Origin of the sequence: Ruania albidiflava DSM 18029 (assembly GCF_000421225.1) — a bacterium.
Lineage (GTDB): Bacteria > Actinomycetota > Actinomycetes > Actinomycetales > Beutenbergiaceae > Ruania > Ruania albidiflava.
In genome coordinates this window covers 128,017-154,089 of record NZ_ATWL01000005.1, presented here as the reverse complement: position 1 = coordinate 154,089, position 26,073 = coordinate 128,017, and the positions used below count along the sequence as shown (strand labels likewise).

Here is a 26,073-nt window from a genome sequence, read left to right as displayed (position 1 = left end):
CAGGGGGCGACGTGGACCACATCTACCTGGAGGGGGACAGATGTCCATCAGGGGTACCCATCAGCGCACCCTGCGGGGCAGTGCTCGCGGCAGGGCGCTCGCTACCGCCGGAGCTGGCCTGCTGCTGCTCGCCGTCGGCTGCGGCACCGGCGACGCACCAGCGGAGCCGCCGACAGAGGACCCGGGCGGCAGCTCCGGCGCGGACGGCGAACCGAGCGACGATCCCACTGGTCCGGAGACACCGGCCGAGCTGGGCGACTGGGCCGAGGTGCCTGCCGGTGCCATCCTGGTCGCATCGGTGCCGGGCACTGCTGTGCTCGCGGTCGGTGAACCGGACGGTGGCGACGGCACCCGCGAGGTCGCGGCCTACGACCCGGCCGGTGAGGAGCTGTGGACCCACGCTGGGGTGATCGAGGACTACTACCAGCCCACCACGATGGCCACCGGCGCCGGCGTCGCCGTGCTCAGCCCGGACGGCGACTCCGTAGCGCTGACCATGCTGGACTGGGCGGACGGGTCCGAGCTGTGGAGCCTGCCGGCCGACGAGCTCGGCAGCTGTCACGAGTGGCGCTTCGCCGACCTGTCGGCTCCGGACGTGCTCACCCTCACCAATGACGGCGCGCCCTGCCCGGGCAGCGAACCGGACCGTGCCGGGGCGATCACCATCGACCCGACCGACGGCACCGTCCGCGAGGAGCACCTGCCCAGCTCCGGGACCATCACGACCGTCGCTGCCACCGCGACCGAAGAAGTCTGGAGCGCAGAGACGACCGAGGCCGAGCTGACCCTGCAGCGCTTCGACCCCGCCGGGGGTGAGGTGGACGCCCGCACGATGCCCTGGGACATCCCGCTGGCAGACGACCTGCAGCCGCGCAGCGACGACGAGCAGGTCACCGTCAACCAGGTGACCGCCGACCTGGCGATCGTGCAACGGTGGGCCGAGGACGGGCTGGCCGCCTCCGCCCTGCTGGACTGGACCCAAGAGAACGGTGCGGACGACCTGCTGCAGCCCGCGGACGCCGTCGAACCCTGTTTCGGAGAAGCGTTGACCGCGGTGGACGTGCAGGTCGAGGGCTGCATCCGGGTGGACATCACCCAGGACCAGGCACCGGTGCAGTCCCTCGGGTTCGACGGGCAGGAACGGTGGAGCATGCCGGGCTGGGCCGGGCTGGACATGGAGGTGCCCGCCCAGGTCGGGCCGGTGCCGGTCGGTGAGCGGCTCGCCTGGGTGGTCTCCACCGGTGAGGACCTGCTCACCGCCGTCGACGTCCGCACCGGCGACGAGCTGTGGACGCTCGGTGAGGGCGAGGGAGCCGGATACGTGACGTTCGGTCACGTCAGCGCCGCCGGGGTGCTCACCGCAGCCGTCACCGCCCCGGACGGGCCGGAGGGACAGCTGCTGCGGATCGACACGGCCACTGGTGCTGAGCTCGACCGGCAGGACATCCCCGGCGGCTGGCTGTCCAGCACCGAGAGCGCCGCCGTGCTCAGCTCACCGGGAGCGGACCAGCCCAGCCTGCTCACACTGGTGCCGGCAGGATGAGCAGTACCGCCGGTCCGGAGCTGTTCGGCGTGTACCCGCCGCTGCGGCCCGGAGCGGCCATATCCTTGGAACCGCAGTCCTCCTGACGAAAGGGAACGACGTGCCCCCAACCCCCGGGGCAGCGGCCAGCTCGCCCGCACGCGACGGTCACATCCACGGTCTCGACGGTCTACGATCCGTGGCGATCCTCGCGGTGCTCGTCTTCCACCTGCGGCCCCTGTCGCTGCCGGGCGGCTACCTGGGCGTGGATGTCTTCTTCGTGATCTCCGGGTTCCTGATCACCACGCTGCTGGTGCGCGAGCTGCGGAAGAAGCACAAGATCGACCTGCGGAGCTTCTGGACCCGCCGCGCCCGGAGGCTGCTGCCCGCGCTGGTCACCGTGGTGCTGGTCTCGGTGGTGCTCGCGCTGTTCGCGGGCAACGACCTGCTGGTGCACATCGAACGGCAGGTGATCGGCGCGCTGACGTTCTCCAACAACTGGGTGGAGATCCACGCCGGATCCAGCTACTTCAACACCACCAGCCCGCAGCTGTTCGTGAACTTCTGGTCCCTGGCCGTGGAGGAGCAGTTCTACCTCGTCTGGCCGCTGGTGTTCGTGCTCCTCATGGCGACCACCCGCACCGGCCGGCAACGAGTAGGCCTGCTGCTCGCCCTGGCCTCCGTCTCAGCGGTGTTGATGGCGGTGCTGTACACCCCCGGGCAGGACTCCACCCGGGTCTACTACGGCACTGACACGCACGCCTTCGGACTGATGATCGGTGCGGCGATGGCGATCAGCGCTGCGTCCCAGTCTTGGAACATCTTCCAGGTGCGCTGGTACGCCCGGGCACGGGTGCTGCTCGGGATCGCCGGGCTGGTCGGCCTGGTCGCGCTGATGCTCTGGCTCGACCCGACGAACTCGTTCGCCTACCGTGGCGGTATCCTGCTCGCCTCTCTGTGCACTGCAGCGATCATCGGTTCCTTCCCCGGGCAGCGGAACCTGGTGCAGGCGTTCTTCGACCTGCCGCCGCTGGTCTGGATCGGACAGCGCTCCTACGGCATCTACATGTGGCACTGGCCGGTGATCCTGCTGATCGCGGCGTTCGCGCCGGCGGTCGCGCCAGATTCTCTCGGTTCCTGGATCCAACGCGGAGCAGCGCTGGTGCTGAGCATCGCGCTCGCGGCCTTCTCGTTCCGGTGGATCGAGAACCCGGTGCGCCGCAACGGCTTCAAGGAGACCTTCCGCCGCATCGGCGCAGCGATCGCCGCACCCGGCCGGCTCACTGCGGCCCGGATCGGCGCCGGGGTGAGCGTCGCCTGCCTGGTGCTCTTCTCCGTGGCGATCGCCACCGCGCCGGACCGGTCGCAGGTGGAGATCGCGATGGACGAGGCCGCTGGTCTGGTCGGTGGTGGGGCTGCCGCCGGTGATCAGGCCACGGGCGGCGGGGGCGAGGGGGCCGCGGGCGACGAGGAGACAGCCGGGGACGACCGGTCCGATCAGGAACAGTCCGGCTCAGAAGAGAGCAGCAGCGAGGGCGACGACGGTCACGAGGGCTCCGGTGCGGATGGTGCAGCTGACGACGGCTCCGGCGGCGAGGCGACCGACAGCGGTGCCGCCGGTCTGTCCAGCGGTGAGGACATCTCCGGATTTGGGGACTCGATGATGTACGTGGCCGCTCCCGGGCTGACCGCCACCTTCCCCGGGATGGAGATCGACGCCGTCTCCAACCGGCAGTGGCCGGACGTGCGTGCGGCGATCGAGGAAGCCATCGACGACGGTTCCCTCCGGGACGTGGTGATCATCGCCGCCGGCACCAACGCGGGGGTGCGCGACCAAGACATCGTCCGGGAGACCCTGGACGAGATCGGGCCCGACCACCAGGTGGTGCTGGTGAACATCTACGGCAGCAGCTTCTGGGTGCCGGAGTCCAACGAGAACCTCACCGACATCGCCGCCGACTACCCGAACGTGGTGGTGGCCGACTGGCACCACGCCGCCACCGAGCACCCCGACCAGCTGCAACCGGACAACATCCACCCGGACATGGACGGCATGTACCTGTACGCCGACGTGGTCCAGGACGCCCTGGAGCAGCTGGCCGGCTGAGCGACGGCCGGTCAGTCGGTGGCGACCAGCAGGTCGGTGCCGCTGGCGGCCAGGCTGCGCCGGATCGGTTCCGGCGGTGGGGCATCGGTGACCAGAAGGTGGATCGGTTCGAAGTCGCACAGGTGGACCAGCTCCGAGGAGCTCATCTTGCTGGCCGTGACGGCAAGGACGACACGGTCAGCTGATCTCATCAGGGTTCGCTTCGTGCGCAGCTCCAGGTTGCGTTCGATGAAGAGGCCCTCATCGTTGACCGCGGCGGCGCCGATGAACGCGGTCTCGGCCCGGAGCACGCCGATGTTCGAGACCGTCATGTCCCCGATGAACGCCTGGCTGTCCAGGAGGAGCTCACCACCCAGTGCGATCGTGGTCACCCGCGGCATGCGCAACGCGAGCTGGATGACCGGGGCCGAATGGGTGATCAGGGTCCCCTCGAAGCTGGACGCCAGCACCCGCGCGACCTCGTAGGCGGTGGTGCCGGCGTCGATGAGCACCCGGTCCTGAGGCCCCACCAGGCGAGCACAGGCACGGGCGACCCGAGCCTTGGCGCGCGCATCGACGCGGGCTCGCTGCACGAAGCCTTCGGTGTGCCGGCCGCCGGGGGGCAGGGTCAGGCCACCGTGGACGATGAGGGCCGCTCCGGCCTTCTCCAGCTGCCGCGCGTCGCGGCGGATGGTCATGTCCGACACACCGAAGGACGTCGCCAGTGACGACGTCGACAGGAAGCCCTGCTCCAGCAGCCGTCGGGTGATCTCACGTTGACGTGTGGTCAGCTGCTCTGTCTCGGGCACGTCGCCACCTCCTCTCTGTCCGGTCTGTCTGGGCCGTGCTGTCGGGCGCCTCTAATATCCCACCCAGCCGAGGATCCCCCGGGTCAGGATCAGGCCAGATCCGAGGAACGCGAGGGCGATCACCCCGGTGCGGGCGACCTGGGGCGGGATGCGCCGGCTCGTCTGCTCGCCGACGACGACGCCTGCGACGACGGCCAGGATGCAGCCGGCGACCTGCGGCCAGCGCAGGTCCGGCAGTGCCTGCTTGGCCAGCAGCGAGGTCAGGCCCAGCACGAAGAAGTACAGCTGCGCGGTGGCTGCGAACGTCGTCTGCGGCCACCGGCTGGCCACCGCATAGGCGGACACCGCCGGCCCGCCCACACCGGCGGTCACGTTCATGAATCCCGAGACCGCACCGGCGAGCACAGCACCGGGACGGCCGCTGAAGAAGCCGCCCGGCCGGGCGACGAAGCTGCCGGCCAGAGCCAGGACGACCAGTGCCCCGATGAGGACGGACAGGACGTGCGGGGGTACCTCGCGCGCCACCCAGGCCCCCGGGATGATCGCGACCAGTGCCGGAACCAGCATGCGCACCGCCCGGGAGTACTCCACCTGGGACCGTACCTGCCAGAACACCGCAAATGCTGTGAGGGTGCCGAAGATGTTCACCACGATCACTCCGTCGAACGGTCCGAGCAGCGCCACCAGCAGCGGCGAGGAGATCAGGGCGAACCCCACTCCGGTGATCCGCTGGGTCGAGGTACCCAGGAAGATCGCGCCGACGAGGCCCGCGAGCAACAGCCAGTCGTCGGTGCTCACTGCTAGAGGCGCCAGGCGCGGTACTTGGTCTCGGTGAACTCCTCCAGACCGACATCCCCTCCCTCTCGGCCGATACCGGACTGCTTCACGCCACCCATCGGAGCGAAGGCGACCGACGCGACCGGGTCGTTGATCCCCACGATCCCCGCCGAGAGCTCCTCCGAGACGCGCCAGCACCGACTGGCGTCCCGGGAGAACACATACCCGGCCAACCCCATCTCTGTGGCGTTGGCAGCATCGATGGCTTCCTGCTCGGTGTCGAAAGGGAAGACTCCCGCCACCGGGCCGAAGACCTCCTGTGTCGCGAGCAGCGCATCATCGGGCACGTCGGTGAAGAGCCGCGGAGCCACGAAGCTGCCACCGGTCGGCACGGTCTGCGGCTGGGTCGCCTCCCGTGCCCCGCGGGTGAGTGCGTCATCGACGATCCGCCGCACACCTGCGACGGCACGCGTGTCGATCATCGGGCCCAGATCGGGGACCGGGTCGGCCAGCCCGTCCCCGATGGACAGTGCGTCCAGCTTCGCGGCCAGCGCCCGGGTGAACTCCTCGGCCACCCCGCGCTGCACCAGGAACCGGTTCGCTGCCACGCAGGACTGGCCCGTGTTCCGGGTCTTGGCGACCACCGCAGCATCGACCGCCTGGTCCAGGTCGGCGTCGTCGAAAACGAGGAACGGTGCGTTGCCGCCGAGCTCCAGCAGCGGCCGCACCACCCGCGGCGCGGCCGCTGCCATCACCTGGCGTCCCACCTCGGTGGACCCGGTGAAGGTGACCACCCGCACCGCCGGGTGCTCGAGCAGCGCCCCGGTCAGCTCGCGCGCCGGACCGTGCACGAGGTTGAGAACCCCCGGGGGGAACCCGGCATCCTGCATCGCGCGGAGCATCTCAGTGGCGGCGAGCGGGGCCCGTTCGGACACCCGGGCCACGACCGGGCAGCCGGCGGCCAGTGCCGGAGCCACCTTCCGCGCCTGCAGGGAGCAGGGGAAGTTCCACGAGGTGAGGCTGACCACCACACCGGCCGGTGACCGGCTGGTCAGGTGCCGCCGGCCGGGATCTTCCTCGGCGTGGTAGCTGCCCACCGGGCGGCGTGCCTCCTCGGCGAACCAGCGCAGGTACTCCACCGAGAACGCGAGCTCACCCTGCGCCTCTGGCAGACGTTTACCCGCTTCGGCCGCGAGCGTGCGCGCGATCTCAGGTGCCCGGTCGGCCAAGATGTCGGCGGCGCGCAGCAGCAGGTCTGCTCGGGCGCGGCCGGTGGTCCTGCCCCAGGCAGGAGCGGCATCGCCAGCCGCGTCCGCCGCCCGCCGGGCGTCCTCGGTCGTACCCCAGCAGACCGCACCGATGACCTCGCCGGTCGCCGGTGCGTGCACCTCCCGGCGCTCCGCCAGCCGGGCCCAGTCGCCGCCGATCAGGGTCGTCGCGTCATTCATCAGAGCTGTCCTCCGTGGGGTCGGTGATGGGGCGGATGGTGCACTGCGCGGCCGGGATCGTCTGGCCGTCGAACGTGACCAGGGGACCGGTGCCGGACCGGCCAAAGGTCCGCAGGGTCCACGGTGCATCGAGCAGGTCGTCGGTGCTCCGGGCCTGTGCCGGCACCTCGAGAGTGGGGACGGTCGCGCCGTCGCGCACCAGTACCGGCATCTGCGACAGGGGGATGGTCCGGGTGTGGAAGCTTTCCCCGTCGTAGGTGGCGCCGGTGTACAGATCGCGCCACCGCCCGGGTGGTATGTAGAAGCGCCGTTGCACCGGTTCCATGCCGTCGTCGAAGACAGGCGCGACGAGCAGGTCGGCGCCGAGCAGGAACTGGGAGTCGATGGTCCGCGCGACCGGGTCGTCGGGGAACTCCAGGTACAGGGGGCGCATCATCGGCAGACCGGCCGCCACGGACTGGTGCGCCGCCTGCCACAGGTAGGGCAGCAGCTGGTAGCGACGGCGGATCCAGGTGCGGGCCACCTCGAACGCCTCCTCGCCGAAGTGCCACGGTTCCCGAGGCCGGAGCCCGTGCGCACGCATCAGCGGGGAGAGCGCACCGAGCTGGGTCCAGCGTACGTACAGGCCAGGGGTGAGCTCAGGGCCGAAGAAGCCGCCGATGTCGTGGCTCCAGAAGCCCGGTGCGCTCAGCGCGTACGACAGCCCGCCTCGCACGGTCGCCTGCATCCCGGCCACGGTCGACTCCGCGTCACCGCCCCACTGCCCTGGGTAGCGATGGGAGCCGGCCCAGCCGGAGCGGCCCCACACCAGCGGTGTGCGTCCGGTGAGCTCACCGATCGCTTCGGAGACGGCGGCGTTGTACCAGAGCGGGTAGAGGTTGTGGTGGTGCCTCCTGGGGACGTCGCTCGCTGCGACCCCGCGCGAAGGGAAGCCCTCACCGAAGTCGGTCTTGAACACTGCCACACCGTCCTCGAGGAAGCTGCGGTGCTGCTCCTGCCACCAGCGCCGCGCCGCAGGGTTCGCGAAGTCGAGCAGCGCCCGCGGTCGCCCGTCGGGGGTGGGGGTGCCTTCGAGGTGCGCGGTTGCCCCGTTCGTGTCGGTGACCAGGTAGCCGGCAGCCTCGAGCTCGGCGTACCGGGGAGAGGCCGGGTCGAGGTAGGGCAGCTCCCACAGCGAGAGCCGGCGGCCTTGGTCGGCCAGCTCGGCGACGAAGTCGGCGCGGTTGCCGAACCGTTCCTCGTTCCAGATGAAGTCGGTGTTCAACCGGTCCACCACCAGCCAGTCCGGGTCGAGGTGCAGCACGTCGCAGGGGATACCGCGCTCGCTCATCTCGGCGGACACGGCGAGCATCTCCTCCCGGGAGTGGTACCGGCACCGACCCATCCAGTATCCGAAGGCCCACAGCGGTGGCACGTGGCTACGGCCGGTGAGGTCTGTGTACGCCCCCAGCCGCGCAGCCGGCTGGGGTGAGACGAAGAGGAACAGGTCGAGCACGTCTCCCGCCACGCCGAGGCTGAGCACGCTCGGACGGTGGTGGCCGACGTCGACCCGTACGTCAGCGCCGGTGTTCAGCAGGGCGGCGTAGCCGGTGCTGGAGTGCCAGACGGGCACCGGCTTGTAGGCCAGCCCGGTGCCGGTGCCGAGTGCGTCGTCGCAGTGCAGGACGAAGGACTGGCTGTTCTTCTCCACCCGGCCGAACTGCTCCCCGAACCCGTAGATGCTCTCGTCCGCGGCGAGCTCCAGGTTCAGGTGCACGTCGCCGCCGGTCGAGACGACGCCGGGAGCCATCGGCAGCCCGGCCACCTGACGGAGCCGGTCGGAGGTACGCAGCACGACGCGGTCCTCGCCGTCGAGCACGGTGAGCGTGAACGGGTTGCGGGTGATCACCACCTGGGCAGTGCCGGAGGACACCTCGACCCGGTCGTCGTCCTCCCGGAAGGTGAGGGGACATGTCGTGGTGCTCGTGACGATGCCGAGGGTGCGCTCGTCCTGGTCGAACACCGGGTCCTGCCGGGGCGCCAGCAGCAGTCGCAGCGTGACCTCGTCGCGTCCGCTGATCAGCAGACGCCAGGACCAGGGGGTGACCGGTGGGACCACGATCTCCCGCGGCAGGTTCGGCATCTCGGTCTCCACGCCCTGCTCGTGCAGTGGCTCACCGGTGAGCCACCCCGGCATCGCACCGAGCGTGACAGCCGGGTAGGCCTCGATGTCCAGGACCACGTCCGTGCTGCCGGAGGCCACGTGCGTGACCCGCTTGAGCAGGAAAGTCTGCTGCTCGGCCGTGCTGTTCCTCATCGCCCCGCTCATCCCTTCACCGCACCGTTGGTCATCCCGGCCACGAAGAATCGCTGCAGCAGCACGTACAGGACGACGATCGGGATGGACGTGAGCACTACCCCGGCGAACAGCAGCGGGTAGTTGGTCAGGTATTGACCCTGGAAGCGGAGCAACGCCAATGGCAGCGTCAGGTTGTCCTCCGAGGAGATGAACAGGAGTGGATACAGCAGGTCGTTCCAGTGCATCACCAGCAAGAACGTGGCGGTCGCGGCGATCGAGGGTGCTGAGAGCGGCACAGCGATCCGGTAGTAGGTGCGCCACGGGCCGGAGCCGTCGATGTCGGCCGCCTCGTACAGCTCGTCAGGCAGGGTGCGCATGAAGCCGCCCATGATGAACACGGCCACGGGCAGGGTCACCACGATGTTGATGAGGATCAGACCGATCTGGGAGTCGAGCAGCCCGAGCGAACCGAACTGTACGTACTGCGGGATCATGTTGGCCTGCACCGGTACAGACATCCCAAGGACGATGAACCCGTACAAGGTCCAGCCACGCCAGCCCGGGATGCGGGAGATGCCATAGGCAGCCAGAGAGCCGATGAACAGCGTCACGGTCACCGAGGACGACGTGATGATCGTGCTGTTGATGAACGCTACGCCCAAGTTGCCGTTCGTCAGCGCCTCGGCGAAGTTGTCCACGTTCAACGAGCCGGGTGGTGCGAACGAGTTCGCGAAGATCTCCGGCGTCGTCTTGAAGCTGCCGAACAGCACCACGACCAGCGGGACAGCGACGATCAGTGCGTAGATCGTCAGGATCGCCGCACGGGAGACCTTGCCAGTCATGATTCGCTCCCTTGGATGAGCCGGAGGAAACGGCGGAACACGAACGTGATCACTGCGATGAAGGCGATGAACAGCACCGACTGGGTGGCGGCGTAGCCGAACTCCGCGTTCGCGAAGGACGAGTAGATCCGGGTGGACAGGATGTCCAGGGACGAGCTCGGTGGGTTCCCCGAGATGCTCAGCACGATGTCGAAGGCCTTGAAGGACTGGATCGTGGTGTACGCCACGACTATCGACATCGCCGGCGCGATCAGCGGCCAGGTGATTGACCGGAACTGGCGCCACTTGCTTGCGCCGTCCACCCGGGCCGCCTCGTACAGCTCCGCCGGGATCGCCTGCAGGCCGGCGATGAAGATGACCACCATCATGCCTGCGTGAAACCAGATCTGGGTGATGGCCAACCAGTAGATGGCCTGGCCCTCGGCACCCAGGAACGGAGACTTGAGCCCGTCCAGCCCCAGCGCTCCGAGAGTGGAGTTGATGACGCCGAAGTTCGGGTCGTAGACGAACTTCCAGATGAACCCCACCGACACCGAGGAGAGGATCGTCGGGAAGAAGTACAGTGCCCGCAGGAAGATCGTCGTCCGCGTGTTCCGGACCAGCAGGACCGCGAGCAGCAGTCCCAGGAACGTCTGCCCGATCACGACGACGACCATGAACTTGAGGTTGTTCGTGAGCGCGTTGGTGAACAGCAGGTCACCGGTCAGAGCGCGCTGGAAGTTGGCGAGACCGAGCACGTCGTAGTCCGCGCTGTACCCGTTCCAGTTCGTGGTCGAGTACTGGAACGTCTGCAGCGTGGGGATGACGAAGAACGTCACATAGAGCACCAGTGCCGGGACCGGGAACAGGAACAGGGTCGGCGGCACCCGCCGGTTGGACCGGAACAGGCGCCGGCGCCGGCTCGGCGTTGCGGCAGCGGTCATCGTCCGGTGTCCTCAGCTCGCCGCGATCCGCTGGTCGACGATCTCCTGGGCGTGCTCGGCAGCCTGCTCCGGGTCGGTGCCGGTGAGCGCGTCGACGGCGCTGGCCTCGACGGCCAACCGCATGTCGAGGTCGGTGAACTGGTAGCGCGGCGCGAGTGCGAGCTCCTTGTCCAGCCAGGGAGCGATCGCCTGCAGGTCGGGGTTGGAGTACTCCACGTCCTGCACGGACGCGAACTGGGCGGTGCCGTCCGCGTAGCGGGCAGCGATCTCCGGTGTGGAGAGGTACTCCAGCCATGCCATCGCCGCCGGCTGGACGTCCGATGCGGAGTTGATCCCGAGGATGAAGGTGGCGTTGTAGATGCCGACGTAGCGCGCCTCACCAGGTGCGCTGGTGATCGGCGGTGCCAGGTCGATCGGGAACTCGCCACCGAGGGTGCGCACCGAGGCGATGTGGTAGCTGCCTGTGGACAGCAGCGCAGCGTCACCGGTCGCGAACATCTGCTCGGCCGGCTCCACGGCTGTGCCGCCGGCGTTCGGCTGGACGTAGTCGCCGAGCTGCTGGTACAGGCGGAGCATCTCGATGAACCAGTCGTCGGTCAGCTTGTACTCGCCGGCCTGGATCTTCGTGCACATGTCGTCGCTGGGCGCGATGTTCATGATCATGGCGTTGAAGAGCTGGCCGGCGTTCCCGGCGTCGGCACCGGGGAAGGCGATCGGGGTGATGCCCTTCGCCTTGATCGCCTCCAGCATCTCGATGTAGCTGTCCCAGTCCTGCGGGGACTCCTGGACCCCGACCGACTCCAGGATGTCCATGTTCGCGATCGGCACGTTGAACACGACCTGGTAGGGGAACCCGTACTGCTTGCCGTCCTGCTCGCCGACGGTGATCAGGCTCGGGTTGTACCTGGAGACCAGGTCGGTGTCGCTGAGGTCGACGAACAGTCCGGACTCGACGAAGCTCTCGAACTGGGTGCCGCGGAACGCGGGTGCTACATCGCCGATCTCACCGCCGCGCATCCTGCGCAGTGCCTGCGCCTCGTAGTCGGTCGAGGTGGAGATGGTCTGGCTGATCGTGATCCCGGAGTTCTCGCTCTCGAAGTCCGCGATGAGCTCGTCGAAGACCTCCTTGTCCTCCGCGCGCCAGTGTGCGAAAGAGACTTCGCCCTCCGCTGGTCCCTCGGTGTCCGGTCCCTCCGGAGAGCTGGGGGCGGTGGTGGTGCCGGGCCCGCTGCATGCCGCGGCGAGCCCGGTGAGCCCGGCTGCGCCGGTCAGGGTGAGCAGCTGGCGGCGGTTGACGGCGAAGCGTGGATCGTTCTGCATTGGACGACTCCTTCGATCTGTTGCGGGTGGGGAGGGTTAGTGATGGACGGCGCCGTCGACTACCTCGGCGAGTCGGCGGAGGCGGTCGACGGCGTTGGTGCGGAGGTCGTCGGCGACATCGGGTGCGGACAAGGACGCCGCCCACACTGCCCGTCCCGCGAGGAAACCGGAGGCACCTTCGTCGCACGCAACCTGGACTGCAGCAGGGAACGCGGCGGGGGCGACGCCGGAGGAGAGCACTACCCACTCGCTGTCGATCGTGCTTGTCAGTGACCGGCAGGCGGTACGCAGCTTGGTTTCTGGTGCCTCGCCGTGGAACGGGACCTCGGCCTTGTACAGGTCTGCCCCTAGTCGGCCCAGCTCCTCGGCGGCGGCAAGGACCCCCTCGTTCCAGTCCCAGGTGCTCCCGTCGAGCGGTCGGCGAGAGACGGGTTCGATGATGCTGGCCAGACCGGCGCTCCGGCACAGCTCGATGAACTCCCCGACCATGTCGATGCGTTCGGTGTGGCCGGAGTCCGGGCGGTAGAGGACGAGCAGCTTGAGGGCCACAGCCCCTTGGTCGCGCAGTCGCGCCGGCTCGACGAGTCGATCGATCGTGACGTTCCCGACGAGCTCCCCGTGCGCCGACTCGAAGTGGTCAGCCGAACCGATCAGCCCACAGGTCTGCGCGACGACGCCCTGTTCGATCGCGTCGGCAAGTGCGAACTGCCGGTCGATGAGGACCGCTGACGCGTGTGGTGTGAGGATCCGCGCCGCCAGGAGCTTGAACTCGCGGACCTGGGTGTCGGACACGGGGTCGGGCTGGTGCTCGGCGAGCATCTGGCGCAGAGCTTCCCGCTGGTCGATGGCGAGCATCGCGAACCCGCCGGACGGGCGTCGCAACGGTGCCAGGCGGTGGGCAGGTGAGGTTGGCGCGGTCATGATCATCCTTCGTTCGTGTGGATCGGGTCGAGACGCGAGAGCACCTCGGCGTGCTCAGGGATCCCGGAGCGGCCGTCGGTCGCACGGCAGGAGACGGTGGCCGCGGTCGTGGCGTATGCGATCGCCGCCTGGAAATGGGATGCGATCTCTCCGTGCGCCGCGTGGACGAGCCCGGCCAGGAGCGCGCCGTGGAAGACGTCGCCGGCGCCGAGGGTCGAGCGTACGGGTTCCGCCGGCGCCGGGACGTGCAGCAGCTGGCGGTCGGCACCCATCCCGTAGCAGCCGCGGGCGCCGTCGGTCACCACGGCACGACCGGCGCCGTCATCGAGGGCGCGGCCGAGCAGGGTGGCCACCTCGGTGGTCCCGTCGCGTCCGTAACGCTCCAGGAGCGCGGGCAGGGTGGGCACGTACAGGGTGGCTGCGGCCACGTCGAGGTCCTCGATCGGGTTCCCGGCATCGAGGGACAGCTGCGTGGTCCGGCCCAACCGGGTGGTCGCCGTGCGCAGCGGTGCCCATCCGTGCTGGTCGACATGCACCCACGCCGCACCGGTCAGCCGGTCGTTATCCTCGCTGGTCCACTCGATCACCGGGCCGGGCTGGTTCACGATCGCTCGGGAGTGCTCGCTGCCGCTGATCACCACGACGCTGCGGGAGGTGGTCGCACCGGGCACCGTGCGCAGACCGGAGACGTCCACCCCCTCGGTGCGCAGAGCGCCTCGGACGCGGCCACCGGCTGCGTCCTCGCCCACGGCGGCGACGATCGCGGTTCGCATGCCCAGTCGGGCGGCGGCCACGGCCGCGGTGGCCGCCGGACCGCCACCACTGAGCTCGATGCTCTGGGCCACGACCCGTTCGTCCCGTCCGGGGTAGCGCTCGACCAGGGCGATCGAGTCCTCGGTCGCTGCTCCGACGAACAGGAGGAGCGGCAGGTCCGTCATCGCCGCGGCTCCGCACCGACGACCGAGTCGAGCAGGCCAGCGGCCAGCGCCGGGGCCATCGCGGGGGCGAGCGGCAGACGCGGTACCAGCAGACAGTGCATGAGGTGGTAGATGTCTGGTTTGCCGTCCCAGACCGCGGAGTTGACGTGATGGTCGGCGTCGAGCTCCTGGTGCCAGGAGCCGTTCTCCAGGTCCATCAGGTAGGTGCGGGCGTAGTCCCAGAAGCGCTCGTACCACCGTGCGTACTCTTCGTCCCCGGTGGCTCGGTACAGGGCGACAGCCCCGCCCATGCCTTCGACCACGACCCAGCGGATCCGGGCGGTGACGATCGGTGCCCCGTCCCATCCGACCGTGTAGACGAACCCCGGTCTGCCGTCCGGCTCCCACGCATCACGGGTGGCCGCCTGGAACAGGCCGCGAGCATCCTCCAGCAGCCACTCGGGTGCCGTGCGCCCACGCGCGATGAGGCTGTCCCGCAGCGAGATGAGCAGGCGGGACCATTCCATCCAGTGTCCGGGAGTGCCCCCGTAGGCCCGGAACCGGTGCGCACGGTTCCCGCTGTTGTACTCCAGCAACGGGTTCCACTGCGGGTCGAAGTGCTCGACGACGCGATACTGGTTCGACCGGGCGACCCTGTGGATGATCGTCGTTGCGATGGACAGCGCACGCTCCAGCCATACGTCGTCCCCGGTCACGTCTGCGACCACCAGGAACGCCTCGACGGCATGCATGTTCACGTTTCCGCCGCGGTAGTCCTCCGTCTCGGTGAAGTCCTCGTTCCAGGACTCGAGGCACATCCCCTCGTCCTCGCTCCAGAAGTGCCTCTCGATGACCTCGATCGCCCGGTCGAGCAGCTGTCGGGCGCCCGGCCGGCCTGCCGCCACTGCGCTCGCAGCCCCGAGCGCGACGAAGAAGTGCGGGTAGCCAGGCTTCGTACGGTCGGCCGGACCTGCGTCGTTGACAGAACCGAACCAGCCTCCGTGCACCTCGTCCCAGAACGGACCGTTCAGGGCGTCGATGCCGTGGTCGGCGAGGAGTCCCGAACCGGGGCGTCCGAGCAGGTGCGCGAGCGAGTAGACGTGCACCATCCGACTGGTGATCCACAGCTGGGTGTCCACGCCGGCGCGCGGCTGCCCCTCGTTGCTGAGCCAGCCGAACCCGGTGGGCACGGCGGCGTTCCGGCCGAACTCGAAGGTGCGATCAGCCTCGGCTTCCAGCCAGCGGGAGTGAGCAAGAGAGTGGAGCCACAACATCGGGGACCTCTTCCATGAGTGCGATCAGCGACGAGACTAACGCGGGGATGTTGGATAAGCAACACCCAATGTTGAATACCCAACATCTGCTCCCCCCGGGATGTTGAGTGCGCTGCCGGTGCCGAGGGTGTGGTTGACGTCGGTTATCGCGGCATAACCGACGTCAACCACACCCCCGCCTCCGGAGGTGCTGGGCACGGCGAGGCGCCGCTGGCCGCGTACGCTCCGTGGCCCATCTCACCCACCTACCGAGGCGCAGGATTTCGCGCTCGCGGTAGTCTTCTCGGGAAAGTCTCGATGTCGAGGCATCGAGGACGGCGCGTGAGGAGAAGGGCTAGGCGCAGGTGGACCTGTTCGAGTACCAGGCACGAGATCTGTTCGAGAAGCATGAGGTACCGGTGCTGGCAGGCATCGTCGCCACCACACCTGAGGAGGCCCGCGCCGCCGCCGAGCAGCTGTTCGCAGCCGGCAGCAGCGTGGTGGTCGTCAAGGCTCAGGTGAAGGTCGGTGGGCGCGGCAAGGCCGGCGGGGTGAAGATCGCCAAGTCCGCCGACGAGGCCGCCGAACGGGCCACCGAGATCCTCGGCATGGACATCAAGGGGCACACTGTGCACCGGGTGATGATCGCCGCCGGGGCGGACATCGCCGAGGAGTACTACTTCTCTGTGCTGCTGGACCGTGCCGAGCGCCGCTACCTGGCCATGGCCAGCGTCGAGGGCGGCATGGAGATCGAGCAGCTCGCCGTGGAGCGCCCGGAGGCCCTCGCGAAGGTCGCGATCGACCCGCTGGTGGGCATCGACGCCGCCAAGGCCGCTGAGATCGTCGCGGAGGCCGGCTTCGCCGCCGACATCGCCGACCAGGTCGCCGCTGTGATCGCCAAGCTGTGGACGGTGTTCACCGCCGAGGACGCCACCCTCGTGGAGGTCAACCCGCTGGTGAAGACCGGAGCCGGCGACGTCGTCGCCCTGGACGGCAAGGTCTCCCTGGACGACAACGCCGACTTCCGCCATCCCGAGCACGCCGAGCTCGAGGACGCTGCGGCCGCCGACCCGCTGGAGGCCAAGGCCGCCGAGAACAACCTGAACTACGTCAAGCTGGACGGGCAGGTCGGCATCATCGGTAACGGTGCGGGCCTGGTGATGTCCACCCTGGACGTGGTCGCCTACGCCGGAGAGGAGCACGGCGGTGTGGAGCCGGCCAACTTCCTGGACATCGGCGGTGGCGCCAACGCCCAGGTGATGGCCGCCGGCCTGGACGTGATCCTGGGAGACGAGCAGGTGAAGAGCGTGTTCGTGAACGTCTTCGGTGGGATCACCGCCTGCGACGAGGTCGCCAACGGCATCGTCGGTGCCCTGGACCTGCTCGGCGATGCCGCCACCAAGCCGCTGGTGGTGCGCCTGGACGGCAACAACGTGGACAAGGGCCGTGCGATCCTCATCGAGCGCGCCCACCCGCTGGTCACCCTGGCCGAGACCATGGACGGCGGTGCCGCCAAGGCCGCCGAGCTGGCCAACGCCTGAGCATCCCCAGACGCGCGAGAGAGAAGCAGACCCACATATGTCCATCTACCTGAACAAGGACTCCAAGATCATCGTCCAGGGCATCACCGGCGGGATGGGTGCCAAGCACACCGCCCTGATGCTGGATGCCGGATCGGCCATCGTCGGCGGCGTGAACGCCCGCAAGGCCGGCACCACGGTGCAGCACAAGGACGCTGACGGCAACGACGTCACGCTCCCGGTGTACGGCACCGTGGCCGAGGCGATGGCCGAGACCGGTGCGAACGTGTCCGTGGCGTTCGTGCCGCCGGCGTTCACCAAGGACGCCTGCATCGAGGCCATCGACGCTGGTATCGAGCTGCTCGTGGTGATCACCGAGGGCGTGCCGGTGCAGGACACCGCCGAGGTGTTCGCCTACCTGCAGGGCAAGAAGACTCGGATGATCGGCCCGAACTGCCCGGGCATCATCACCCCAGGGGAGTCCCTGGCCGGCATCACGCCGCACACCATCACCGGCAAGGGCCCCATCGGGCTGGTGTCCAAGTCCGGCACGCTCACCTACCAGATGATGTACGAGCTGAAGGAGTTCGGCTTCTCCAGCGCCATCGGCATCGGCGGCGACCCGGTCATCGGCACGACGCACATCGACGCCCTGGCGGCGTTCGAGGACGACCCGGAGACCGAGGTCATCGTGATGATCGGGGAGATCGGCGGCGACGCCGAGGAGCGGGCCGCCGAGTACATCAAGGCCAACGTCACCAAGCCGGTGGTCGGCTACGTGGCCGGGTTCACCGCGCCCGAGGGCAAGACCATGGGCCACGCCGGGGCGATCGTCTCCGGCTCCTCCGGCACCGCGCAGGCGAAGAAGGAAGCCCTCGAGGCGGCCGGGGTGAAGGTCGGCAAGACCCCCTCGCATGCCGCCGAGCTGGTCAAGGAGATCCTCTCCGCGCGCTGACCTGCCGCCCGTCGCCCTCCGGGTTGAAACGATGCAGGCGATACGTCCCGCGCTGGGTCGTGCTCCCGGGTATCGGACCCACAGGCCAGGTATCGCCGCGGCCCTCGGCCGGAGGGCGTGGTCCAGCGGCCCTGGGCGGGGACGCCTCGACACGCCGCCCCGGCACACCGGTGCCGGGGCGGCGTTGGCGCACCATGAGAGGGTGACGACCTCCACTCCCACGCGCCGGGTGGTCGAACCGGCCGGCGCCCCGCCCCGCATCCAGCTGCCGGACCAGTGGTTGCGCGGGCTGCTCGCCGGCGGGGAGGCCGCCGTGCTCAGCTGGCTGGTGGTCGCGGTCCCGGCGATCGCCACCTACGTGGCCACCGCTTCCGCCCCCGAGCTCGGCTCCGCCGGCTGGCTGGAGGCAGCGCGTGTCGGTACCGCCGCCTGGCTGCTCGGCCACGGCGCCGCAATCACCCTCGGTGAGCTGACCATCACCCTGATGCCGCTGGGCATCACCCTGGTCGCACTCGGTGTGCTGGCTGCCTCGGTGCGCCGGGCGCACCTGGGTTCCTGGGCCAGCGGCGGCTTTGCCGCCGCCGGGTACCTCCTGCTCACGACGGCGTTCGTCGCCTTTGCGGCAACACCGGGAGGCGTGCAGGGGCTGCTCGGGGCAGTGGGCGTGACGGTGTGCGGCGTGGCCATCGGGCTGCGCGGTGCTCCGGCCCCCGCCTGGTGGGCCAAGACCACGGCGAAGATCCCTGGCTGGGTGAGTGACGCCGTCGCCCTGGCCTGGCGGCTCGTGCTCGTGCAGGTGGCGCTGGCGACCGTGGCGACCGTGTGGATGATCGTGGCGAACCTCGGGGCGATCACCGAGCTGCACGACCAGCTCGGCCCAGATGCGGTCAGCGCCGTGGTGCTGGTGCTCGCCCAGCTGCTGGTGCTGCCGAACCTGGTGCTGTGGGCGGGCGCCTACCTGCTCGGCTCAGGGTTCGCGGTCGGTGCCGACACGGTGTTCTCTCCGTCGGTGATCGAAGCGGGCCCGTTGCCGCTGGTGCCGGTGCTCGGCGCGCTGCCCGAACCGGACGGGCTGCTCGGGCAGCTGCCCGTGCTCGGGCTGGTCGGGCTGCTCAGCGGTCTGGTGGCCGGGGTGTGGCTGGCGCGGCGGATGCGCGGGCGCGGGGCGGTCTCGATGCTGGCGGCAGTAGCCGGTGCCGCCGCGCTGGCCGGGCTGGTGCTCGCCGGGTTCACCGCGCTGGCTGCTGGGGGAGTGGGTCCGGGCCGGATGGCCACGATGGGCGGCGACTGGCTGGCGGTCGGGGTAGCGATGGCCTGGCAGGCGGCGGCCGCGGCCGGCGTGGTGATCGTGCTCGCGCACCCGATCACGGCGGCCGGCGCGCGGCGGCTGCGGGCGGCGGCGGGCGTGTGGTGGGAGCAGGTCACCGGTACGAAGAAGTCGGGCGACGGCCACTGAGCGCTGCCGGACGGGCCGCGGCCGCAGCGGAGCCGCCGACGGCTCTGGCGCTCAGCCCCCACCGGTATCGGTGACCAGCCAGCGACCGGACTCGCCCCGCACCAGCAGGAACGCCCAGCTCATCTCGGTGCCGTTCTGGATCGAGGCGTCTGCGCCCTCCGGGGTGAACGAGACCATCACCGTGGCGGCGTCCTCCGGTTCGGCCTGCGCGGGCTCCGGTGCGGAGACCGTGGCGTCGGTCAGGTAGCCGCCCTCGAACCAAGTGCTGAGCAGGTAGTCGGCAAAGCCCTCGGTGCTCAGCGTGCGGACCAGGTCCTCGTCGCGGGCGTTGATGGCGTCGACCAGCGCCTGCACCACCTGCGGCGGGTCCGCGTGCGGTCCCGGGGTGGCGACCAGGATGTCCGGGTCGGGCGAGGAGCACGCCGTGGCCGCGCCGAGAGCGAGAACCGCGGCGAGCAGCCCGGCGGTGCGGGCATCTCTGCCGGTCATCGGGGTCCCCCTTCGTCTCATCCGTCGCTCAGCCGCTGGACGGGTTCAACCGCTCCTGCATCGCCTGCTCGTAGGTGTCGGTGCAGACCTGCTCCGCCTGTACCGTCAGCGCCCGGTCCATGCACTCCTGGTGCGCCACCTGCTCGTCCCACAAGGCCAGCAGCGTCAGTGAGCTGAGCGAGAGTACCGCGGCGATCGCCACCCCGAACATCAGGAACACCGAGGAGAACGTGGTCATCCCGACCTTGCGGTAGGTGATCAGGGCCCGTATCCCCAGGTACACCGCCACCGCCCCGGCGACCGGCGCCAGCAGCTGCCACGGGACCGGCCAGCGCATCGCCAGCATCGCCACCAGCAACGCTGCACCGAACTTCAGCACGCCGCGGCCGGCGGCTGCCGCTTGCTCCGGGGTGGGCGGGTCCGGCCGCTGCCGCGGATCCCGCGGGCGGAGGCGGTGCGGATCCATCGGCCGGCGGGGGTCGTGCGCGTGCGGGTCCTGCCAGCGGCCTTGCTCGCCGCCGGGTGCCGGGCCGTGCCCGCCGGGTCCGGCCCCCCTGGGCCCGTCGGGTCCCTGGCCCTCGTGCTCGGGCCCGTGCCCGTGCTCGCCCTCGTGCCCGTGCTCGCCCTCGTGCCCGTGCTCGCCCCCGCGCCCGTGCTCGGGCCGGCGCACCGGCGGCGGCGCCGACGGGTCCGGCGGGGCGTACGGGTTGCGCACGAGACTCCTTGCGGTCGGGAACTGGGTCCATTCTCCCAGATGACGGGTGCTGCACTACGCTCGCTGCCTGTGAAGCCCAAGCGCATCGTGGTCCTCATCTCCGGCGGCGGTTCCAACCTGGCCGCACTCCTGACCGCCGCAGCCGACCAGGACTACGGCGCCCAGGTCGTGGCCGTGGGCGCCGACCGGCCCAGCGCCACCGGGCTGCAGCTGGCAGCCGACGTCGGGGTGCCCACGTTCGTCTGCCGGCTCAAGGACCATCCTGAGCGCAGCGACTGGGACGCTGCACTCACTGCCGAGGTGGCCGCGCACGAACCCGACCTGGTGATCTCGGCCGGGTTCCTCAAGCTCGTCGGACCGCAGTTCCTTGCCGCGTTCGGCGGGCGCTACCTGAACACGCACAACTCGTTGCTGCCCGCCTTCCCCGGTATCCACGGCCCCCGGGACGCACTCGAGTACGGGGTGAAGGTCGCCGGCGCCACCCTGTTCGTCGTCGACGAGGGCGTGGACACCGGCGTGATCATCGCCCAGACCGCCGTCCCGGTGCTGGACGAGGACACAGAGGAGACCCTCACCGAGCGGATCAAGGTCGCCGAGCGGGCCCAGCTGGTGGACTACACCGGCCGACTGGCCCGCGAAGGCTGGCGGGTACAGGGCCGGCGCGTGCTCATCGGCTGACCCGCCTCCACCCCTCGCGAACGCCCTGTTTCGCGGCCTGAATCGGTTCAGGAGCCGCGAAACAGGGCGTTCGCGATCAGATGGGGTCAGCGGCGGAAGCGCAGCGTGCGCACCTCGAACGGGCCCAGCTGCACCGGGACACCATCGGCCTCCGCACCCGGCTCGCCGGCCGGCTCCAGCTCCCGCTCCAGCAGGTCGGTGACCGCCACGTCCCGGCAGGCGAAGTCGGCGTGCACCCGCGCCTGCCGCCGCCCGCCGAGCGCCTCGTACAGCCGCACCACCACGTCCCCGCTGCGGTCCTCGGCGAGCTTGACCGACTCCACCAGCACGCCCTCGCCGTCCACCCGCAGCAGCGGCGCCACCTCACCAGCCACCCGCGCGGCGCGCAGCGGCAGGTTCGCCCGGTACCCGGCGGCCACCGCCTCGGCGATCCCGGCCCCGGCGTGCACCAACGTGGTGAAGGAGTGCCGGCCCTGGTCCGCCTCCGGGTCCGGGTACAGCGGCGCCTTGAGCAGCGACTGGCGCACCAGCGTCGCAGGAGCCGCACCGGTCACCGGTAGCGGCCCGGGTGTGGTGTCGGCCGGCGCTGGCATCGGGGCGCGCACCCGGGTGACGTCGTGCCCGTAGGTCGCATCGTTCGCGATCGCCACCCCGAAGCCCGCCTCGCCCACGTGCAGCCACCGGTGCGCGCAGATCTCGAACTTCGCCGCATCCCAGGAGGTGTTCGTGTGCGTGGGCCGGACCACGTGCCCGAACTGCGTCTCCGCCGCCGACGAATCGGCGTGCACAGCCAGCGGGAAGCCGAGCTTGACCAGCTTCTGCCGTTCGTGCCAGTCCACCTCGGTGTCGACCTGTAGCACCGCATCGCCACGGCGCACAGTGAGCACCTGCGCAAAGGTCGACGCCCCGAACGTCCGCCGGACACGCACGCTCGCCTCCTCCGGCCCGTTCGCCACGACCTCCAGCTGCTCGACCTCGGTCAGCTCAGTGGCCACGCGGCGATACTCGACGTCGGTGTCCCACGCGTCCCACTGCCGCGGCACGTCCCGGTGCACGGTGAGCAGGTTGCCGGCCATCCCGGCGGCGATCGCCTCCCGCCCAGAGGGCAGGTGCACCAGCGAGGTGACCAGCCCGCGACCATCGATCTGCACCCGCAGCAGACCGTTCTCCAGCACGACGGCGTCGCCCGCCCGGGTCAGGTGAACCTCCTCGCCTACCGGCTCGCCCGGCACGCTGCCCGCCCCAGCGGCCACCCCGCGCAGCGGCAGCGGTCCGGCGTTCAGCAGCACCTCCTGCTCACCGTTGCCGGCGACGGCGGAGATCGCCTCGCCGATCACGCTCTCCAGGTCCTGGCTCACCTGGGCGTAGTCGGCCTCGGCGTCCCGGTACACCCAGCCGATCGAGCTGCCGGGCAGGATGTCGTGGAACTGGTTCAGCAGCACGGTGTGCCAGCAGCGCTCCAGCAGCTCGTAGGGGTACTCGGCGCCGGAGCGCACTGCCGCAGTGGCCGCCCACAGCTCCGCCTCCCGCAGCAGGTGCTCACTGCGCCGGTTGCCGCGCTTGGTGCGCGCCTGGGAGGTGTAGGTGCCGCGGTGGAACTCCAGGTACATCTCCCCGGTCCAGGTACCCAGGTCGGCGGGCACCTCCGCCTGGGTGGCGGTGAAGAACGACACCGGAGAGCCCATCCGCACCCGGGGGACGCCGTCGAGATCGGAGTACCGCCTGGCCCGGGCGACCATCTCCCGGGACGGCCCACCTCCGCCGTCGCCATATCCGAACGGGACGATCGAGGCGGAGGCGACCGCCTTGTCCGCGAAGTTGCGCTCGGCGTGGACCAGCTCCGCAGCGGACAGGTCGGAGTTGTAGGTGTCCACCGGCGGGAAGTGGGTGAGCACCCGGGAGCCGTCGATGCCCTCCCACCAGAACGTGTGGTGCGGCATCGCGTCGGTCTCGTTCCAGCTGAGCTTCTGGGACAGGAACCACTGCGCCCCGGCCAGCCGGGCCAGCTGCGGCAGCGCCCCGGAGTAGCCGAAGGAGTCCGGCAGCCACACGTCCCGGGTCTCCAGGTCGAAGTGCTCGGCGAAGAACCGCTTGCCGGCCACCAGCTGGCGCACGAACGCCTCCCCGCCGGGCATGTTCGTGTCTGACTCCACCCACATCGACCCGACCGGCACCCACCGGCCCTCGGCCACCCGCGCCTTGATCCGGTCGAACAGGGCGGGGTAGTGCTCGGCGATCCAGGCGTACTGCTGCGCCGAGGAGCACGCGAACACGAAGTCCTCGTCCTCGTCCATCAGCGCGAGCACGTTCGCGAACGTGCGGGCGCACTTGCGGATCGTCTCCCGGGTGGGCCACAGCCAGGCGGAGTCGATGTGCGCGTGCCCCACCGCCACCACCTGGTGCGTGCCCTCGGCGGCCCGCACCGCCAGCGCCGGGGCGAGCACCTCGCGTGCGGTGGTCGCACTACCGGGCACATCGTCCGGGTCGACGGCGTCCACGGCAGTGTCCAGCACGCGCAGCACCTGGGCGCGGCGGGTGCTGTCCTCGGGCAGCTCTCGGGCCAGGTCCCGTAGCGCGGTCACGTCGGCGAGCAGCTCGGCCACCTCGACATCGCGGAGCACCAGGTCCACGTGGCCCAGCGTGTACAGCGGACCCTGCTCCCGTGCCTCCGGCACCCCCAACGAGGTGGGCCGGAAGTCGCCGAAGTCGCTGACGTCCGGGTTCCCGGCCGCCTCGATGTAGACCTCGACCGCCTCGCGCGCCCGGTCCAGGGCGATGCGCTGGTTGCGCGGTGAGACGGCTTCCAGGATCGTCCCGTCCGGGGTGTAGACCAGCCCCTCGGCCTGGAACCCGGGCCCGGAACCGGTGAAGCCGAGGTCCACGGCCAGCTCCACGCGGTACCGGTCGGCGGTGGGCCAGCTCGTGGGCGCCTGGCCGCGGGCGCGGATCCAGGTGGTGCTCCAGGGAGCACCCCAGGCCATCCCGGGGGCGGCGGGGGAGTAGTCCTGGGCGGCCGCCTCGGTGAACGGCACCGGTTCTCCCGGCGCTTCCCACGCGGTCAGCTCCAGCGGGCGGCGGTCGGGGACCACAGCGGGCTGGAGGCGCTCGCGCACCAGGCGGTCGACACGGCGCAAGATCAGGGTGGCGGAGGTGTGCATCGGATCCTCGGGGTCGGTTCGGCCAGCAGGACTCACCCTAGGCGCGTGTCCGTCCGGGCTCGCGCAGGTAGTGACCTCTATCCTCGGTCGGTCGGGAGTGCGCTGGTGCGGCAGGCGGCTGAGACGGCCCGGCCGAGACTGACACTGCTCCAGATCGTCGCACGCCTCGAGAGGATCTCGCTGACGGCCCGCTACACTGACCCGAGCGGGGCGTGACTGGCGTCCAAGGTGGAGCACCACCGGGAAGCGCCCCCACGAACGATCTCCTCCAGCACCGAACGCCTGGGTGCCGCGGCAGGAAGCGCCGGCCCACCGCCGTCGCCGACCTCCCCCAACCCTGGAGCAGACATGACCGACCAGATCCGCCTACGCCGCGCACTCCTGTCCGTCTACGACAAGACCGGCCTGACCGAGCTGGCCACCGCCCTGCACGCCGCCGGGGTGGAGCTGGTCTCCACCGGGTCCACTGCGGGCGTGATCGCCGAGGCGGGCGTGCCGGTCACCCCGGTGGAGCAGGTCACCGGGTTCCCCGAGTGCCTGGACGGCCGGGTGAAGACCCTGCACCCGCGCATCCACGCCGGCATCCTCGCCGACCGCCGGCTGGCCAGCCACCGGGAGCAGCTCGACCAGCTCGACGTGCAGCCGTTCGACCTGGTGGTCGTCAACCTCTACCCGTTCGCCGAGACTGTGGCCTCCGGCGCAGATGAGGACGAGTGCATCGAGAAGATCGATATCGGCGGCCCCTCGATGGTGCGCGCGGCAGCGAAGAACCACCCGAGCGTGGCTGTGGTGGTCAACCCCGGCAGCTACCCCGAGGTGGTCGAGGCGGTGCGCGCCGGCGGGTTCACCCTCGACCAGCGCAAGGCCCTGGCCGCTGAGGCCTTCCGGCACACCGCCACCTACGACGTGGCCGTGGCCTCCTGGATGGGCAACGCGGTGGCCCCGGACGACGACGGCGCCGGCTTTCCCGGCTGGGTCGGTGCCACCTGGGACCGCGCCGAGGTGCTGCGCTACGGCGAGAACCCGCACCAGAAGGCCGCTCTGTACCGCGACGGGCACGGACCCGCCGGGCTCGCCGGCGCCGAGCAGCTGCACGGCAAGGCGATGAGCTACAACAACTACGTGGACGCCGACGCCGCCTGGCGCGCCGCCCACGACCACGGTGAGGTACCGACCGTGGCGATCATCAAGCACGCCAACCCGTGCGGCCTGGCGGTGGCCGAGGACGTCGCCAGTGCGCACGCCAAGGCCCACGCCTGCGACCCGGTGTCCGCCTACGGCGGGGTGATCGCCACGAACACCGAGGTGTCGGTGGCGATGGCCGAGCAGGTGGCCGCGGTGTTCACCGAGGTGATCGTGGCCCCGGCCTACGCCGAGGGGGCGCTCGAGGTGCTGCAGGGCAAGAAGAACCTGCGGGTGCTCCGCTTGCCCGAGGCCGGCCGGGTGGGGGTGGAGACCCGCGCGATCTCTGGTGGGCTGCTGATGCAGCAGCGCGATGCGATCGACGCCGGCGGCGACGACCCGACCAGCTGGACCCTGGCCGCCGGGGAGCCCGCCGACGAGGCCACCCTGGCCGACCTGGCGTTCGCCTGGCATGCGGTGCGCGCGGCGAAGTCGAACGCGATCCTGCTTGCCGACGCTGGCGCGGCCGTGGGCATCGGCATGGGCCAGGTGAACCGGGTGGACTCCTGCCGGCTCGCGGTGGAGCGGGCGAACACCCTGGCCGACGGCGCCGAGCGGGCCCGTGGCGCCGTGGCCGCCTCGGACGCGTTCTTCCCGTTCGCCGACGGGCTGCAGGTGCTGCTGGATGCCGGGGTGGGGGCCGTGGTGCAGCCGGGCGGGTCGATCCGGGACGAGGACTCGATCGCCGCAGCGAAGGCCGCCGGGGTGACCATGTACTTCACCGGCACCCGACACTTCGCGCACTGACCCACCGACCCACTGACCCACCCGCCCCCACGACCCGCCCCCCACGGCCCGCGAACGCTCTCCTGCGCGGCGGCTGA

The 26,073-nt window shown here is 70.3% G+C and carries 20 protein-coding genes and 1 riboswitch; of the genes, 7 read left to right on the top strand and 13 right to left on the bottom strand.

Annotation, left to right across the window (positions count from 1 at the left end):
- Nucleotides 1–40: 40 nt before the first annotated feature.
- On the top strand, nucleotides 41–1,543 hold the full coding sequence (locus K338_RS25825) for an outer membrane protein assembly factor BamB family protein (RefSeq protein WP_022917703.1): 1,503 nt from the start codon (nucleotides 41–43) through the stop codon (nucleotides 1,541–1,543).
- Between the two features lie 100 nt (nucleotides 1,544–1,643).
- Nucleotides 1,644–3,629, top strand: coding sequence for an acyltransferase family protein (locus tag K338_RS21330; RefSeq protein ID WP_022917702.1), 1,986 nt, complete (start codon nucleotides 1,644–1,646; stop codon nucleotides 3,627–3,629).
- Between the two features lie 11 nt (nucleotides 3,630–3,640).
- Here K338_RS21330 and K338_RS0108230 read toward each other — a convergent pair whose 3' ends face one another.
- Genes K338_RS0108230 through K338_RS0108185 form a run of 10 tightly spaced genes read right to left on the bottom strand, consistent with a single transcriptional unit; the run spans nucleotide 3,641 to nucleotide 15,117 of the window.
- Nucleotides 3,641–4,417 carry a DeoR/GlpR family DNA-binding transcription regulator gene (locus K338_RS0108230; RefSeq protein WP_022917701.1) on the bottom strand — a complete coding sequence of 259 codons (777 nt, stop codon included), beginning with the start codon at nucleotides 4,415–4,417 and terminating at the stop codon, nucleotides 3,641–3,643.
- A 51-nt stretch (nucleotides 4,418–4,468) separates the two neighbouring features.
- Nucleotides 4,469–5,215: a sulfite exporter TauE/SafE family protein gene (locus K338_RS0108225; RefSeq protein ID WP_022917700.1), complete on the bottom strand. Its 747-nt coding sequence runs from the start codon at nucleotides 5,213–5,215 to the stop codon at nucleotides 4,469–4,471.
- A 2-nt stretch (nucleotides 5,216–5,217) separates the two neighbouring features.
- Entirely contained in the window at nucleotides 5,218–6,642 is a 1,425-nt protein-coding gene (locus K338_RS0108220) for an NAD-dependent succinate-semialdehyde dehydrogenase (RefSeq protein WP_022917699.1), read from the bottom strand.
- Entirely contained in the window at nucleotides 6,635–8,938 is a 2,304-nt protein-coding gene (locus K338_RS21325; protein WP_022917698.1) for a glycoside hydrolase family 31 protein, read from the bottom strand. The genes K338_RS0108220 and K338_RS21325 overlap by 8 nt, the downstream gene beginning before the upstream one ends.
- Nucleotides 8,939–8,946: 8 nt before the next feature.
- Nucleotides 8,947–9,762, bottom strand: a complete 816-nt coding sequence (locus K338_RS0108210) for a carbohydrate ABC transporter permease (RefSeq protein ID WP_022917697.1) — start codon at nucleotides 9,760–9,762, stop codon at nucleotides 8,947–8,949.
- Complete coding sequence (locus K338_RS21320) at nucleotides 9,759–10,685, bottom strand: carbohydrate ABC transporter permease (protein WP_022917696.1); 927 nt, start codon at nucleotides 10,683–10,685, stop codon at nucleotides 9,759–9,761. The genes K338_RS0108210 and K338_RS21320 overlap by 4 nt, the downstream gene beginning before the upstream one ends.
- 12 nt (nucleotides 10,686–10,697) lie before the next feature.
- A complete protein-coding gene (locus tag K338_RS0108200) occupies nucleotides 10,698–12,005 on the bottom strand; it encodes an ABC transporter substrate-binding protein (RefSeq protein WP_022917695.1) in 1,308 nt (435 codons plus the stop codon).
- Between the two features lie 36 nt (nucleotides 12,006–12,041).
- On the bottom strand, nucleotides 12,042–12,926 hold the full coding sequence (locus tag K338_RS0108195; protein ID WP_022917694.1) for an aldolase: 885 nt from the start codon (nucleotides 12,924–12,926) through the stop codon (nucleotides 12,042–12,044).
- Nucleotides 12,927–12,928: 2 nt separating this feature from the next.
- Nucleotides 12,929–13,864: a PfkB family carbohydrate kinase gene (locus K338_RS21315; protein WP_022917693.1), complete on the bottom strand. Its 936-nt coding sequence runs from the start codon at nucleotides 13,862–13,864 to the stop codon at nucleotides 12,929–12,931.
- A complete protein-coding gene (locus tag K338_RS0108185; protein ID WP_022917692.1) occupies nucleotides 13,861–15,117 on the bottom strand; it encodes an AGE family epimerase/isomerase in 1,257 nt (418 codons plus the stop codon). The genes K338_RS21315 and K338_RS0108185 overlap by 4 nt, the downstream gene beginning before the upstream one ends.
- 344 nt (nucleotides 15,118–15,461) lie before the next feature.
- On the opposite strand from K338_RS0108185, the gene sucC reads away from it, so the two are divergent.
- The 3 genes from sucC to K338_RS0108170 all read left to right on the top strand — a co-directional run bounded on the left by sucC (nucleotide 15,462) and on the right by K338_RS0108170 (nucleotide 19,027).
- Nucleotides 15,462–16,637: an ADP-forming succinate--CoA ligase subunit beta gene (gene sucC / locus K338_RS0108180; RefSeq protein ID WP_022917691.1), complete on the top strand. Its 1,176-nt coding sequence runs from the start codon at nucleotides 15,462–15,464 to the stop codon at nucleotides 16,635–16,637.
- 37 nt (nucleotides 16,638–16,674) lie between these two features.
- On the top strand, nucleotides 16,675–17,571 hold the full coding sequence (gene sucD / locus K338_RS0108175) for a succinate--CoA ligase subunit alpha (protein ID WP_022917690.1): 897 nt from the start codon (nucleotides 16,675–16,677) through the stop codon (nucleotides 17,569–17,571).
- A gap of 202 nt (nucleotides 17,572–17,773) precedes the next feature.
- Nucleotides 17,774–19,027: a cell division protein PerM gene (locus K338_RS0108170; RefSeq protein WP_022917689.1), complete on the top strand. Its 1,254-nt coding sequence runs from the start codon at nucleotides 17,774–17,776 to the stop codon at nucleotides 19,025–19,027.
- A gap of 51 nt (nucleotides 19,028–19,078) precedes the next feature.
- Here the strand turns inward: K338_RS0108170 and K338_RS0108165 are convergent, their stop codons facing one another.
- Entirely contained in the window at nucleotides 19,079–19,516 is a 438-nt protein-coding gene (locus tag K338_RS0108165) for a hypothetical protein (RefSeq protein ID WP_022917688.1), read from the bottom strand.
- A gap of 28 nt (nucleotides 19,517–19,544) precedes the next feature.
- Entirely contained in the window at nucleotides 19,545–20,231 is a 687-nt protein-coding gene (locus K338_RS0108160) for a DUF3995 domain-containing protein (protein ID WP_022917687.1), read from the bottom strand.
- 69 nt (nucleotides 20,232–20,300) lie between these two features.
- On the opposite strand from K338_RS0108160, the gene purN reads away from it, so the two are divergent.
- A complete protein-coding gene (gene purN, locus K338_RS0108155) occupies nucleotides 20,301–20,909 on the top strand; it encodes a phosphoribosylglycinamide formyltransferase (protein WP_022917686.1) in 609 nt (202 codons plus the stop codon).
- An 86-nt stretch (nucleotides 20,910–20,995) separates the two neighbouring features.
- Here the strand turns inward: purN and K338_RS0108150 are convergent, their stop codons facing one another.
- A complete protein-coding gene (locus K338_RS0108150; RefSeq protein WP_022917685.1) occupies nucleotides 20,996–24,067 on the bottom strand; it encodes an alpha-mannosidase in 3,072 nt (1,023 codons plus the stop codon).
- A 202-nt stretch (nucleotides 24,068–24,269) separates the two neighbouring features.
- Nucleotides 24,270–24,362, top strand: a riboswitch (ZMP/ZTP riboswitch).
- Between the two features lie 53 nt (nucleotides 24,363–24,415).
- Here K338_RS0108150 and purH point away from each other — a divergent pair.
- Complete coding sequence (gene purH / locus K338_RS0108145) at nucleotides 24,416–25,996, top strand: bifunctional phosphoribosylaminoimidazolecarboxamide formyltransferase/IMP cyclohydrolase (RefSeq protein ID WP_022917684.1); 1,581 nt, start codon at nucleotides 24,416–24,418, stop codon at nucleotides 25,994–25,996.
- The last annotated feature ends 77 nt before the right edge of the window (nucleotides 25,997–26,073 follow it).